The 13,598-nt window shown below is 73.3% G+C and carries 10 protein-coding genes; 6 read left to right on the top strand and 4 right to left on the bottom strand.

Annotated features, from left to right (window positions below):
• Window positions 1-121: 121 nt before the first annotated feature.
• Complete coding sequence (locus ID574_RS43070) at window positions 122-2,044, bottom strand: bifunctional copper resistance protein CopD/cytochrome c oxidase assembly protein (protein WP_188194806.1); 1,923 nt, start codon at window positions 2,042-2,044, stop codon at window positions 122-124.
• Between the two features lie 373 nt (window positions 2,045-2,417).
• Between ID574_RS43070 and ID574_RS43065 the strand changes: the two genes are divergently transcribed.
• Window positions 2,418-3,464, top strand: a complete 1,047-nt coding sequence (locus ID574_RS43065) for a hypothetical protein (protein ID WP_188194805.1) — start codon at window positions 2,418-2,420, stop codon at window positions 3,462-3,464.
• Window positions 3,465-3,471: 7 nt separating this feature from the next.
• Here the strand turns inward: ID574_RS43065 and ID574_RS43060 are convergent, their stop codons facing one another.
• Complete coding sequence (locus ID574_RS43060) at window positions 3,472-4,680, bottom strand: acyltransferase family protein (RefSeq protein WP_223167669.1); 1,209 nt, start codon at window positions 4,678-4,680, stop codon at window positions 3,472-3,474.
• A gap of 155 nt (window positions 4,681-4,835) precedes the next feature.
• On the bottom strand, window positions 4,836-6,287 hold the full coding sequence (locus tag ID574_RS43055) for a GMC family oxidoreductase (RefSeq protein WP_188194804.1): 1,452 nt from the start codon (window positions 6,285-6,287) through the stop codon (window positions 4,836-4,838).
• Window positions 6,288-6,422: 135 nt separating this feature from the next.
• Between ID574_RS43055 and ID574_RS43050 the strand changes: the two genes are divergently transcribed.
• Window positions 6,423-9,848 (top strand): serine/threonine-protein kinase, encoded by a 3,426-nt coding sequence (locus ID574_RS43050; RefSeq protein ID WP_188194803.1) that lies wholly within the window; start codon window positions 6,423-6,425, stop codon window positions 9,846-9,848.
• Window positions 9,849-10,019: 171 nt separating this feature from the next.
• A complete protein-coding gene (locus ID574_RS43045; RefSeq protein ID WP_188194802.1) occupies window positions 10,020-10,397 on the top strand; it encodes a hypothetical protein in 378 nt (125 codons plus the stop codon).
• 144 nt (window positions 10,398-10,541) lie between these two features.
• Here ID574_RS43045 and ID574_RS43040 read toward each other — a convergent pair whose 3' ends face one another.
• The gene (locus ID574_RS43040) at window positions 10,542-11,219 is read right to left on the bottom strand and encodes a TetR/AcrR family transcriptional regulator (RefSeq protein ID WP_188194801.1); all 678 of its coding nucleotides are present in this window, start codon (window positions 11,217-11,219) and stop codon (window positions 10,542-10,544) included.
• A gap of 138 nt (window positions 11,220-11,357) precedes the next feature.
• Between ID574_RS43040 and ID574_RS43035 the strand changes: the two genes are divergently transcribed.
• The 3 genes from ID574_RS43035 to ID574_RS43025 are packed head-to-tail and all read left to right on the top strand — an operon-like array spanning window position 11,358 to window position 13,596.
• Window positions 11,358-12,491 (top strand): VOC family protein, encoded by a 1,134-nt coding sequence (locus ID574_RS43035; protein ID WP_188194800.1) that lies wholly within the window; start codon window positions 11,358-11,360, stop codon window positions 12,489-12,491.
• Window positions 12,488-13,426, top strand: a complete 939-nt coding sequence (locus ID574_RS43030; RefSeq protein WP_188194799.1) for a fumarylacetoacetate hydrolase family protein — start codon at window positions 12,488-12,490, stop codon at window positions 13,424-13,426. Before ID574_RS43035 ends, ID574_RS43030 begins: the two co-directional genes overlap by 4 nt.
• On the top strand, window positions 13,423-13,596 hold the full coding sequence (locus tag ID574_RS43025; protein ID WP_188194798.1) for a hypothetical protein: 174 nt from the start codon (window positions 13,423-13,425) through the stop codon (window positions 13,594-13,596). Before ID574_RS43030 ends, ID574_RS43025 begins: the two co-directional genes overlap by 4 nt.
• The last annotated feature ends 2 nt before the right edge of the window (window positions 13,597-13,598 follow it).

The raw sequence follows: 13,598 nt of genomic DNA, 5'->3' as shown, positions 1-13,598 counted from the left end.
AGGAAAAAACTACGGTTAAGCACGGATTGTCCAGAGTTGAGGGAATCGGCGATCGAGAGATTAGCACATGAAAACCGTTTCCATCTTCATAGGGACGGCTCTCGACCGCGGTTGATCGCCCTCACGTGCCCAGGTCGGGGACCCTCACCTCCAGGCCCTCGCGCACCGGACGCACGCCGGCCCCCGCCGGGGCCGCCCGGCGGGCCCGGGCCAGGCGCAAGCCCAGCAGCGCGAGCGGGAGCACCGGGACGAGCAGGTAGACGGCCCCGGCCAGCCGCTGGTCGGTGACCAGGTCCGGCGCGGCCGGCGGGGCCGTCAGCAGGAACCAGTCGGCCGCGACCAGCGGTCCACGCAGCAGGAACGCGCCCACGGCCAGCTGCACCACCAGCACGGCGGCCAGCAGCCCGGCGCGGACGGTCCACGAGATCGGGCGCGGCAGCGGGTCCACGCCCGCCACCACCCAGAACACCAGCAACCCGGCACCGAAGAACGCGGAGGCGGTGACCAGACGGGGCACGTGGCCCGCCAGCGACCACTCCAGCCACCCCGTGCGGAACAGCAGCGGGAAGGCCAGCATGTACGCGGCCGGCAGCACGGCCAGGAGACTCAGGCGCCGGACCGGGAACCGGGAGCCGAGGTCGCCGTACTGGGAGGAGGCGGTGGTCGCGCGGGCGGCGAGGGTGAGCGGGGCGCCCAGGCAGAGCAGGACCGGGGCGACGACCGCGAGCACGGTGTGCTGCAGGGCGTGGACCGACGCCATCGCCCGCGCGTAGCCGCCGACGCCGCCGAGCAGGACCAGCGCCATCAGCGCGAGGCCGGCGTACCAGGCGAGCGCGCGACCGGCCGGCCAGGAGGGGACCCGCCGCATGCCTACCAGGTAGCCGATGGCGGGCAGCGCCAAGATCAGCAGGATCATCGGGTCCGGGCGGATCTCGGTGAGCAACGTGGCGGGCGAGACGGGGGCCAGGTCGTACTCCAGCACCCGCATGTCGTGCCCGCCGCCGGCGCCGCCCTCGGGGACCGGTGGCGGGGTGCGTGACAGGCCGACGGCCAGCGCCATGGCCGCCGCCATCACGATCATCTCGCCGGCCGCAAGCCGGGTGAAGACCTGGCGCACGCTCCGGTCGGCGACGCGCGCGACCGTACGGCGCCGGTGGGCCTGGCCGAACAGGGCGAGGATCATCAGGGCGGCGGTCTTGGCCAGCAGGAACCAGCCGTACTCGCTCAGCCAGAGGTCCGAGACGGCGTTGAGGCGCACCCAGGCGGCGGCCAGGCCGGAGACGGCCACCCCCGCGAAACAGCACAGGGCGATGGTGCTGAACCGGGGCAGCACGATCCGCAGATCGTCGGAGCGGCGGAAGTGGACGAGGACCGCGCCCAGCCCGCCGACCCACAGCGACACCGTGACCAGGTGCGCCATCAGGGCCGACAGCGCGATGTCGTGGTCGGCGGCGGAGGCCGCGTGACCCACGGTGGTGGGCGGCAGCATCGCGAACACGGCGATCAGCAGCGGGATCCACAGGGGCAGGCGCGGCACCCGCGTGGCCAGGCCCGCCACGGCGACCACGGCCAGGACCGGCAGCAGGATCCGGGCCTGAGGGATGGTCATGCCGTAGGTCAGCAGGTCGGAAGAGGCGAGCAGGCCCGCGGCGGGCAGTGCGGTGACGTCCGAGACGGTCAGCACGTAGCTCAAAACGATGGCCACCGCCCAGCCGAGCGTCCACCGGCGGGCCGCCCGCACGCAGGCCGCCCTCTCCGGCGAGGCGGCGGGGGCCAGGACGGCGGCCGCCAGCAGCGTCCCCACGGTGGCGACCGCGCACAGGTTGGAGCAGAACCGGACCACCGGCAGGCCCCACTCGGTGAGCGGCCCCGCCGTGGGCAGCCCCGTGATCTCCTGCTGCCCTGCCCCGGCTGACCCCAAGGCGACGACCAGGGCCAGAAGGCCCGCGGCGATCAACGCCGAACCGGCGTAGATCCGCCGGATACGGCTGTCCTGGACAGTGGGCCACGCGAGCCGGACCGGCAGGCTGGCACGCTTACGCATCGGATAAACCTTCGACATGGTCAGGCCGCCCTACTCCACCGCATACCCGGAGATACGCGGCATGGGGCGGAGCGGTTCGCGATGCCATGGGTCTGCTGAACGCCGGCCCCTTGCCCGGCAGTGACCAGGGTCCGGGGACCGGCAGGACGGCGGAGCGGGGCGTGGTGTCTGGACGACGCGCCGGAAAGCCGGCGACGGTGCTGGAGCTGGACAGGGGCGCCGGAGGTCACCGGATTCTGCCGGATCGGCCCGCGCTTCGGCCTGGAGGGCCCGAGAGCAGCACCACGCTCGAAGAACCCTGGGCACGACGACGCCGGCGGGCTTGCGGCAGCCCTCCAGTGAGCTCCAAGAGCGGCCGTCTAGTTTCACGTGCATGCGAAAAGTGAGTGTGGCGCTGGCGGCGCTGCTGGTCCTGACAGGGTGTGCGCGTGAGGCCGCCGACACCACCGCCGAGCCCCCGCGGGGCACGGCCTCCCCGTCCGTGTCGGCCACGGCCGCCGCCACGAGCGGACTGCTGAAGGCGCTGGCCGGGGTCTCCGGCGAGGGGCCCGCCGCCGCGTACCTCGAATACGGCGAACCGGCCTGGTGGCGCGGCCTCGGCGTGAAGGACGGCTCCGGCGACGGCCGCCGCTGGCTGCCCGTGACCTTCTCCGGTCTCGGGAGCCTGGCCGACGCCGCGGCGGTCATGCCGAAGATCACAGGCATGACACCGGAGGCGGCCACGCGGGTGATCTCGATCGGCGTGCCGCCGCGGCAGGCCTTCCGCTTCGACGGCGGCGTCGACCCGGACGCCGTACGGAAGAAGCTGGCCGCCCTCGGCGCCGAACCGCGGCGCATGGGCGGCCACGACGGGCTCTCCTTCTCCCCCGGCGACGAGATCGACGCCTCCCGGATGATCGTCCCCGGGGTGACCAACCAGCTCAACCAAGTCGTGGTGACCGACACCACGGTGGCGACGGCCTCGGCCCCCGGCCCGCTCGCGGCCGTTCTGGATGCGGGATCGTCGTCGCTGGCCGACAGCCCCGGCCACGCCGCCGTGGCCGGCTGCCTCGGCGACGTCGCCACCGCCACGATCATGGCCTCGCCCGCGCCGGGCGCCGTCACGCTGTACGCCGTGGGCCTGCGCCGCCCGGCCGGCCTCGCGGACCGGCCGGTCAACGTGATCTGCGTGCTGCCCACCGCGTCGGCCGCCGCCGAGGTCGAACGGGCGCTGACGACCCGGCTCACCCCGGCGGGGAACATGCGCGACGGCGGGACGTACGGCAAGTACGCATCGGAGATCGCACACGATCAGGTCCGTGCGGGCGGGCACACGGTTCTGAGAGCCGTCCTGACGCTGAGCGACACGGCGGACGTGCTGTTCGTCAATCGCCTGCTGTACCAGGGCGAGCTGCAGACACTGACCGCGGCCGCCTTCTGAGGCTGCTTCACCGGCCCCGCATCCCGAACAGGAACCTGGTCACCCTGGTACGCCGTACGAACACGTCGTAGACCGCCACGGTGAGCACGAGCGACACCGCCACGATCACCAGGTATTCGACCAGGATCGGCGCCTGCCATCCGACCACGAAGTAGGCCACGGCCACGACGATCGGCTGGTGCAGCACGTAGAGGGGAAGCACGGCGGCGGCCAGGTAGGCGTACAGCCGGCGCGGCGGCCGCCCGGCCGGCGCCGCCGGGGAGGGGCGCGGGCGGTCCAGAGCCCCGAGTATCGCGACCAGCCAGCACCATCCGGCCAGGCCGTACAGAGCGCGCACCCCGATCGCGAGCGGGGTCAGGTCCGTGAACGGGTCGGCGCCCGGCACGTCGCCCGCGACGACGAAGCCGGGCACCCCCACCGCCATCAGCACGAGCCCGGCCACGGCGGCGGGCAGGCGATCCCGCCGCATCGCCGCGCGGAAGCCGGGATCGGTGACGAGCACGAACCCGTACAGGAAGAACACCAGGTACGCCCAGCGGCTCCAGCCGCCGAACGCCTCCTCCAGCCCCACGAGCGCGCAGACGACCGCGATGGGCACGCCGAGCAGCAGCAGCGCGCACCGCGGCCGGGCGATGGCGGCCAGCCGGGCGCGGAGGCGGCGGGCGCGCTCGCGCGGCACGTACCGCACCAGCGGCGCGAGCAGGAGGGAGAACGTGAGCAGCAGCACCACAAACCACAGGTGCCCGGTCTCGAAGTAGGCGCCGTCCAGGACGAAGGGGAAGTCGCTCAGATCCAGCCGCACCGTGTAGAACTTCGGCAGGAACGCCAGGTAGGACTCGTGGTAGGCGGGATCGGCCCGCAGCCGCAACCACTGCGGCACCGGGACGATCGTGGCCGTGGCGAACACCAGCGGCACGCCCAGCCGCAGCAATCGCTCCGCGGCGAACCCGCCGGGGCCGCGGCGCCGCATCGAGTGCCACGACCCCAGCCCGGCGATGAGGAAGAGCAGCGGCATGGCCCAGATCACGCACAGCGCCGCGATGTAGAGGGTGATCTCGGTGGTCTCGGCGTTCTTGACGTAGAAGTCGTCGCGCGAGTCGAACACCAGTGACGCGTGGAAGAACACCAGCCCGACCACCACGAGGGCACGCATGGCGTCGAGCTCCGGGCGCCGTTCCTGAACCGCCTGCCGGGACGGCTCGACACGCATGGTCATGATCGGCCTCCTCGAGAACACGCATCAGTGTGAGGCCCCGCTGCGGTTTTCGAAAGACCCGGCCTCAATCCGGCTCAGCACATTCGTGGAATTCGGCGATCCGCTCCCCCATGGTCGGCCGGGATCGGCCCGAGCGGCAGCCATCCGGTCTCCCGTCAGGCGGTGATCAATGTGGCGGCGTGCTCGCCGATCATCATGGCGTCCAGGGCCGTCGGCGCGCGCAGCGCCACCGGGACGATGGACAGGTCGGCGACCCTGAGTCCGCCGACGCCGCGGACGCGGCAGTCCTCGCCGACGACGGCCGACGGGTCGTCCGGTGGTCCCATGGCCGCGCCGCCCAGCAGGGCCAGGCGGCTGAAGGTCATCGCGCGGAGCAGCCCGTCGAGCGCCTCGTCGGAGCCGACCAGTTCGTCGCTCACTTCGTAGAACCGGTCCACGGTGCGGGCGTACGCCTCGTGCTGGGCGATCGACCAGGCGTGGCGGTAGGCGGCACGCATCCGCCCGAGGTCGCCGGGCGCCGTGTAGAAGCCGAGGTCGATCCGCGGAGGGTCGCCCGGAGAGGGGCCGGTGAGCGTGATCGCGCCACGCGAGGCGGGGTTCAGGTCGCCGACCATGATGCTGATCATGACCTCGGTCCCGCCCGGCGGCGGCCCGGCGAACAGGCACAGGTAGAAGCCGTCGTCCGGCTCGTGGCCGGGGATCGCGGCCAGCCGGGCGATCACCTGGGTCACGGGGCTTCCTCCGGGGACGGCGCCGGGTACCGGCAGGGCGGGGATGACCGCGCCGGGCTGGTCGTACAGGTTCCGTCCCACACCGGGCAGGTCGGCGACGACGTCCACCCCGGCTTCCCGCAGGTCGTCGGCGGGGCCGAGGCCCGAGCGCAGCAGCAGGACCGCGCTCAGCGGCGTGCCGGCGCACAGGATCACCTCCCGGGCGGCGATGAACTCGCCGCCCGCCAGCACGCCGGCCGCGCGGCCGTCGCGGACGACGACCCGCTCGACCGGGAGATCGGCGCGGACCGTCAGGTTCGGGCGCGATCGGGCGGGAGCGAGGTGGGTGACCGAGGTCGGCATACGCGCCCCTCCCCTTCGGTTGTGCGGGTACGGGCCGATGCCCGACGCGTCGGGCGCGTTCATGTCGGGGCAGTAGGGATGCCCGGCGGCCCGCACGGCCTCGACCAGGGCGCTCACCGGCGCGATCCACTGCTCGCGCGGGTGGCGGGTGATGGGGACGGGCCCGCTGTCGCCGTGGTGGGGCTGGTCGCCGTACTCCAGGTCGGTCTCGACGCGGCGGTACGACTCCAGCACCCGGTCCCAGCCCCACGCCGGCAGGCCGAGCGCCGCCCAGGCGTGGTAGTCCCTGGCCGGAGCCCGTACCGCGCCCATGCCGTTGACCCGGGCCGACCCGCCGATCACCTTGCCGCGGGCGAGCCCGTCGTCGCGGCCGGCGGTCACCGTGGCGCGCAGCCCCCAGTCGTACTCGGCGTCCTCGACGCCTTCGGGTCCCGCTTCCAGGAGCATCACCTGCCGCGCGGGGTCCTCCGACAACCGGGCGGCCAGCACGCAGCCCGCGGTCCCCGCTCCGACGATCAGGTGGTCGATGTCCATGACGCCACCGTACAAAGGTTGGGGCCGGGATCTCTTGGACGAATCTGACCGGTGCGGCCGGCCTCCGTCCAGAACCTCGCCCGGACCGGTGGCGTCCAATGCCTCGACGGGGACGCACCGAACGGGGACCGGCACATGAGGCGAACGCTTGTCGACGGGGATCCGCAGCGCGTGGGCGGCTACTGGCTCGCGGGACGGCTGGGTGCGGGCGGCCAGGGGGTGGTGTACGAGGCCTACGACGGCGACGGGACGCGGGTTGCGGTCAAGCTGCTGCACGGGCACGCGGCCGGGCAGGTGCGCCGGGAGGTGGCCGCGGCGCAGCGGGTGGCCTCGTTCTGCACGGCGCGCGTGCTGGCGGCCGACCTGGACGCCGACCGGCCGTACATCGTGACGGAGTACGTGCCGGGGGCGAGCCTGCGCGAGGCGGTCGCGGCCGGCCGCCGGTTCGCGGGGGACGAACTGCACCGGCTGGCTACGGCGATCGCCACGGCGGTGGCGGCGATCCACGACGCCGGGGTGGTGCACAGGGACCTGAAGCCGGGCAACGTGCTGCTCGGCCCCGACGGGCCACGGGTGATCGACTTCGGGGTGGCCCGGACCGAGGACATGACGCTGACCGCCAGCGGCGTCGCCGCGGGCACGCCCACCTACATGGCGCCGGAGGTGTTCACCGGCGAGCGGGCGGGCAGGCCCGCCGACATCTTCGCCTGGGGCGCGGTGGTGCTGTTCGCAGCCACGAGCACGGATCCGTTCCACGCCGACGGGCTGGGCGCGGTGATCCACCGGGTGCTGTCGGCCGACCCCGACCTCAGTGTGCTGCCCGATTCGCTGCGGAACCTGGTGGGGGCGGCGCTGGCGAAGGACCCGGCGGCCCGGCCCACGGCGGGCGAGCTGCTGCCTGCCCTGATCAGCGGGGACGGCCGGCGCCTGGACCTGCCGCGGCTGCTGGCCGCGGGCGCCCGCCGGGCAGGCGCGATCGCCTCCGGAGTGAGTGACGACCCGGCGCTGGGGGCGCTGGCCGAAGACTGCTACGCGGGGTTGAGCCCGGGCGGGCGCGAGGCGGCGCGGCAGGTGTTCCTGCGGCTGGTCACCGTGGGAGAGGACGGCGAGCTGCTGCCCCGCCGCGCGCCCCGGGAGGAGTTGGAGGAGCAGGCCGGGGAGGTCCTGGAGGCGTTCGCCTACCTGCTGACCACCGGTGAGGAGATCGCGCTGGCCCGGCCCGCGCTGCCGCAGGCCTGGCCCCGGCTCCGCGGCTGGATCGCCGCCAACCGGGACGGCCTGGCGGTGCACCGGCACATCGCCACCGCGGCGCGGCGCTGGAACGGCCGCGGCCGCAGGGACGGCGACCTGCTGCAGGGCGACGACCTGGACGGCGCGCTGCGGTGGGCGGCCACCGACCGCCGCGACATCACGCTGACCCCGATGGAACGGGACTTCCTGACGGCGGGGGCGGCGCTGGCCCGGCGCAGGGTGCGGCGCGGCAGGCTGGTGACGGTGACGATGGCGGCGCTGCTGGTGGCCGCGCTCGTCGGCGGCGGCCTGGCGGTCTGGCAGGGCCGCCAGATCTCCGTCCAGCGGGACGAGGCCGAGGCACGCCGCCTCGCCGCGGCGGCCGAGGACCTGCGCGCCCTCGACCCGAACCGGGCCATGCTGCTGAGCGTGGCCGCCTGGCGGCTGGCGCCGGTGCCCGAGGCGCGGGCGGCTCTGGTGGGCTCGCTCACCGGGCCGGAGGTCGCCGCCTTCCGCGACCCGGCGCCGGACGCCCTTCGGCTGCTGAGCCGCGACGGCCGCACGCTGGTCAGTGTGGGCGACGGCGAGGCCAGGGTGTGGGACGTCCGCACCGGCACCCGTACCGGCCGCTTCCCCGTCGGCGACGACCGGGACGGACGGATCGTCCGGGCGGCGCTCAGCCCCGGCGCGCAGGGGCTGGCCGTCGCCACCGAGCGCGGCATCCGGGTCTGGGACGTCCGCACCGGGCGGCCGTACGGGACCCGCCGTCCGCTGGCTCCGGACGCCGAGGAATTCGACCTGACCTTGGGATACGGGGAGGCCGAGCACATCGTGATCGTCGGCCAGGGACAGGGCGCGACCGCCTGGGACGTGCGGACCGGGCGGGAGGTCCACGTCCCCACCCTCGGCGGCGACGTGACCACCTCCGAGGACGGCGCGACCGTGTTCTACGCGTTCACCGGCAAGATCTTCCGCAAGCCGTTCCCCGCCGGAGAGGCCGAGCGGCTCAGAGACGACTGCCGGCCGCCGTGCGCCATGGCGCTCACCCCTGACGGCCGCACCCTGATCATCAGTGACGACCCCGACCCCGTCATGATCGACGCGGTCACCGGCCGCGAACGCGATGAGGCGACACCCGGTGACTGGGCGGACGGCGCGCCCGTCCTCAGCCACGACGGGCGGCTGCTCACCGACGGCCGCAAGGTGTGGCGCCTCGGCGGCGAAGATCCTTTGGATGCGGTGCTCGAACTCGGGCGCGGCGGGACGCCCGCCTTCGACCCCGACGGCCGCACCCTGCGCGTCCTGGCCGACGACACCGTGGTGTCCTACGACGCCGGCCCGCCCGGCTCGATCGTGCCCGTCACCGGCTCTAGCCGGCTCAGCCCCGACGGCGGCACCCTCGCCACCGAGGAGGAGACGCGGGTGCTGTTGTGGGACACCGCCACGGGCAAGCCGGCCGGGCCCGGCGTCGACCTGGGCACCGATGACGTCGACCTGACCGTCGTCAGCGACGACGGCGGCCTGCTCGCCGTCCGCGACGACAACGGGCGCATCACCGTCCACGACACCCGCACCGGCCGGCACGCGACCACGCTGACCGAGGACGAGCCCACCTCGTCCCGTGGCATGACCTTCAGCCCCGACGGCACCCGGCTGGCCGTCGCCGAGCAGTACCCGGCGGCGGACGGCGAATCACGGGTCAGGCTCGTCCTGTGGGAGCTCCGCACGGCCCGCCGGCTCTGGACGTGGTCGCAGAGCGCGGAGGTCGACGACCTCCGCTTCACCCCCGACGGCCGGACGATCGCGGTCCGCGGCCCCGCGGGCATCGTCCTGGTCGACGCGGCCTCGGGCAAGACTGTGGACGCCGGCCAGCTGTTCGGCCCCGGCGCCAGGCGCCTGGACTTCAGCGCCTCGGGCGCCTTCCACGCCCGCCAGGACGACGCGAACCGTCTCTGGGTGTGGCCGCCCGGCGCGGCCCGCCCGCGGACGCTCGTCCTGGAGGACACCCCGCAGGACATCTCCGCCGTCGAGCTCGACGGCTCCACCGCCGTCATCTCCGACGGCTCCGCCCTGAGCCTGTGGGACACCGCGACCGGCCGCTCCATCGGCCGCGTTCCCCTGGTGTCCGCGATGGTCGGGATGCCGGTCGACGGGCGGCTGCTCCTGCTGGGTGACGACTTCCTGCGCGCGCTCCCGCTCGACCCGGACCGCCTGATCACGGCCGTGTGCGCGCGGGCCCGCGCCGGCTCTCCCCCACAGAACCGGCGCACCTCCCTTCCGAACACGCGTTACGAGGACGTGTGCGGGCAGGGAAAGGACGCCCCGAAATAGGACGGGCATTTTCTCTTGCCTCTCCCGCCGATAAAGCGGGTCGATTATCCCTGTGCTGCTCGTTCGGGCGCCGGTGGCAATGCCTCACACCATGGTGGTCAACGGCCATCTGGCCTCTCATACTGGAGGCGGATCTCGCCGTATTCCCTCCTCGGCGAAAAGGAGTGAGGAATGCCCACCCGGCGCGGAATCATGGCATCCGTTTTATTGGCGGCCGGCCTGCTGACGGTCCCCGGCGTGCTCGCCTCCCCCGCGTCGGCCGGGCCGGCCGGGCCGGCGGCCATGATGGCCCTGACCTTGGACGGCGGAAGCTGCGAGCGGCTCGCGCGGCGTTTTCTCTGCGAGGTCTCCTACAGCGGCGCGGTGGCGCCGGTCACCATCCGCTGGTTCGTCAACGGCAACCACGTCCCCGCCTACGACAACAGATCGTTCGTGGGGATCGGCTGCCAGCCCGGTTCGAGCTACGACATCCGCGCGGTGATCTCCGACGCGACCGGCGCATCCGTCGAATTCCGCTCCGGCGGGATCTGCCGGTCGGGAAACCCGTGAGCAGCACCCGACCCGCTGACTTCTCGCCGGCGTACCTGCTTCTCCCCCGAGCGTCCTGGGCGCCGTCATCGCGGCGGCCGGCGGCGTCCTCGCCGCCGTGCTCGCCATGCCGGCGCTGATCGCCCGCCTGCCGCGCCGCGTCCGTCAGGGGTGATGGCCCGCCACGTCAGTGTCGTCCCGGTCGAGCGCCTCGAGGTCCGGCAGGGGGCGGCGGCAGATTTCGCGGGCCTCGCCGGCGGGGAGGCCGAACATGCGCAGCAGGTCCTCGGTGATCTGATCGGTGGCCTGGACGTCGTCACGGCCGGGCTGGTCGTGCAGCAGCCGGCCCAGGGACAGCGCGGCGCCGACCACGACCGTCAGGGCCAGCTCCGTGTCGGCCACCGTGAAACGTCCGGCCCGGGCGGCGGCCTGGATGTCGCGCCGGGCCCGGGGCACCAGCCCCCGCTCCGAGCGGGTCAGGACCGGCCCGTGGTTCAACAGCACTTTGCTCAGCTCGGGCCGGCGCCGGTGCAGACGGCCGGTGAGCCGGAAGCTCTGCGCGAAGATCTCGGCCGGGTCGTCCAGGTCGAGGGTGAGCTCGTCGAGCAGCGCGCCGTGGCGATCGAGGGCCGCTTCCACGGCGGCGTGGAAGAGCTCCTCCTTGCTGTCGAAGTGGTTGTAGAACGACCCCATCCCCACGTCCGCGGCCTGGGTGATCTCCAGGATCGGGACGTTCGTCTTGCCGTCGGCGATGAAGGCCTGAGCCGCCCGCACCAGCGCGGCGCGGGTGCGCGCCTTGCGCCGATCCAGACGGCTGGGCGCCGCCCCCGCCCTCCGGGCCATCCCTGCTCGCCCCTCCCCCAGCTGCCGCGTCCGGCACCCACCCTAGCGCCGCTTCATTGTGATGAACTCATCACTTCTGACGGTTGACTAAATACTCATAACTGAGGATATCGTCAGAAACGTTGGAAGGAGGTGGCCGTGATCGATCACCACGATCCTCATACCGGCCTGCACAGCGAGCACGGGGCCCTCGGGGGCGAACACCCCGGGAGGGCGGCCAACCCGATCGTCAAGGTGCGCGACCTGGCCTGGCTGGAGTTCCGCAAGCCGGATCTCGAGGGCGCCGAACGGTTCGCCCACGCCTTCGGATTCACCACGTCGCTGCGTACCGCGCACGAGCTGCGGCTCAGGGGCACGGACGCCGGCTCCCCCTGCGTGCTCGTCCGCAGGGGATCCCGGCCGGCGTTCGCCGGCCCGGCGTTCCACGCGGCCGACCCGAGCGACGTGCTGCGGCTGGCGGAGGCCACCGGGCGGAGGGCAGCGCCGTTGCCGGAGAGCCTGGGCGGGCTCGCCGTCGACCTGGTCGATCCGAGCGGCAACCGGGTGCGGGTCGTGTCCGGCACGCATGAGCTCGCCGCGCTGCCCGCGCAGGTCCCGCTCACGTTCAACTTCGGCCACGCGACGGCGCGGACGAACGCCGCCCAGCGCCCGCCGCGCGAGCCCGCCAAGGTTCAGCGGCTCGGGCACGTGGTGCTGCAGACCACTCGGTACGTCGAGACGCTGAACTGGTATCTGGAGCACCTCGGCCTGATCGTCAGCGACTTCCTCTACTACCCCGGGCAGCGCGAACGCGGGCCGGTGATGAGCTTCATCCGCTGCGACCTCGGCATGACGCCCACCGACCACCACACGCTCGCGATGACCCTCGGCCCGGTCAACCGCTACGTCCACTCCGCCTACCAGGTCGCCGACCTCGACGCGCTGGCCGCCGGCGGCCAGTACCTGCTGGAGGAGGGCTACCGGCGTTCCTGGGGCATCGGCCGGCACATCCAGGGCAGCCAGATCTTCGACTACTGGCGTGACCCGGACGGTTTCCTGGTCGAGCACTTCAGCGACGGCGACCTGTTCGACTGCACGCTCGAACCGGGGTGGGCGCCGATGACCGCCTCCGGCCTGGCCCAGTGGGGCCCTCCGGCGAGCAAGGACTTCCTCGGTGTCAGACCCGGCCGGGAGTCGCTGCGCGAACTGGCCGGGATCGTGCGCGCGCTGCGCGAGGACAACGAATTCGACCTGGACCGCCTGCGCGGCCTGCTGAGAGCAGCCACCTCATGAGCACCTCCATCCTGCGGACCGCCGACGCCTGGTGGGTGGCCACACCGTCGGGCGCCGCCAAGGTGGACACCCGGGCCACCACCACCGGGCAGCTGCTGGCCGACCGGCAGGCGATCGCCGCTGCCGCCGCGAGCACCGCCACGGTGCCCACCGGCAGCCTGACCCTGCACTCGCCGGTGACGGCGCCCTGCCGCCTCGTCGCCCAGATGACCAACTTCGCCTCACACGTCGAGGAGGCGGGGATGAACCCCGCCGCCGTCCCGCTGACCTTCTTCCGCAAGTCCTCCGGCTCGATCAGCGGACCCCACGACGAGGTCATCCGGCCCGCCCACGTGCGGCTGCTGGACTACGAGGTGGAGATCGGGCTGGTCATCGGCCGCGAGATGCCCGTCGGCACGGCGGTCACCGCAGGCGACCTCCACCACTACGTGGCGGGCCTGGTCGTCACGAACGACATCTCCGCGCGCGACCTGCAACTGCCCAAGACGCAGTTCTACGAATCCAAGTCCTACCCCACCTTCACCCCGGTCGGCCCCGCGCTGGTGCTGCTGGACGCCGACGAGCTCAAGCGGTTCAGCGACCTGCGGCTACGCCTGTGGGTCAACGGCGAGCTCCGGCAGGACATGACGGTCGCCGACATGATCTACCAGCCCCTTCAGGCGCTGCAGGCGCTGACCCGCTTCCAGCGCCTGGACGCGGGCGATCTGCTGCTGACCGGGACCCCCGTCGGCACGGCCCTGAGCGCGCCCCCGAAGCCGATCGAGATCCTCGCCTCGCTCCTGCCACCGGCCATCAAGTGGAAGCTCTTCTTCGACCGCCAGGCCAAGAACCCCCGATACCTGCAGGACGGCGATGTCATCGAGGCCGGCGTGGCCACCGACGACGGCGCGATCGACCTGGGAACCCAGCGCACGGTCGTGAGGCACGCACGATGACGCACCACACGGAGGGCGAGCGCTCCCTGGTCCTGGCCCGCCGCGAGCTCAACCCCGGCGCCCCGGCCGAAGTCGTCCTGGAGGACGGCCGCCCGGCCGCCCTGATCGGCCAGAACCCGGAGCCGGCCGCAGCGCTCGACCGCTACTCCTCATCCGCCGCCGGACGGTGACC

This window comes from Nonomuraea sp. SYSU D8015 (assembly GCF_008065375.1).
GTDB lineage: Bacteria > Actinomycetota > Actinomycetes > Streptosporangiales > Streptosporangiaceae > Nonomuraea.
This window is presented reverse-complemented; position numbering and strand designations above follow the sequence as displayed.

What these genes read in the sequence shown, in the direction of transcription:
- ID574_RS43070 (WP_188194806.1), bottom strand. Translation starts at nt 2,044, where the DNA reads ATGCGTAAGCGTGCCAGCCTGCCGGTCCGGCTCGCGTGGCCCACTGTC.
- ID574_RS43065 (WP_188194805.1), top strand. Translation starts at nt 2,418, where the DNA reads ATGCGAAAAGTGAGTGTGGCGCTGGCGGCGCTGCTGGTCCTGACAGGG.
- ID574_RS43060 (WP_223167669.1), bottom strand. Translation starts at nt 4,680, where the DNA reads ATGACCATGCGTGTCGAGCCGTCCCGGCAGGCGGTTCAGGAACGGCGC.
- ID574_RS43055 (WP_188194804.1), bottom strand. Translation starts at nt 6,287, where the DNA reads ATGGACATCGACCACCTGATCGTCGGAGCGGGGACCGCGGGCTGCGTG.
- ID574_RS43050 (WP_188194803.1), top strand. Translation starts at nt 6,423, where the DNA reads ATGAGGCGAACGCTTGTCGACGGGGATCCGCAGCGCGTGGGCGGCTAC.
- ID574_RS43045 (WP_188194802.1), top strand. Translation starts at nt 10,020, where the DNA reads ATGCCCACCCGGCGCGGAATCATGGCATCCGTTTTATTGGCGGCCGGC.
- ID574_RS43040 (WP_188194801.1), bottom strand. Translation starts at nt 11,219, where the DNA reads ATGGCCCGGAGGGCGGGGGCGGCGCCCAGCCGTCTGGATCGGCGCAAG.
- ID574_RS43030 (WP_188194799.1), top strand. Translation starts at nt 12,488, where the DNA reads ATGAGCACCTCCATCCTGCGGACCGCCGACGCCTGGTGGGTGGCCACA.
- ID574_RS43025 (WP_188194798.1), top strand. Translation starts at nt 13,423, where the DNA reads ATGACGCACCACACGGAGGGCGAGCGCTCCCTGGTCCTGGCCCGCCGC.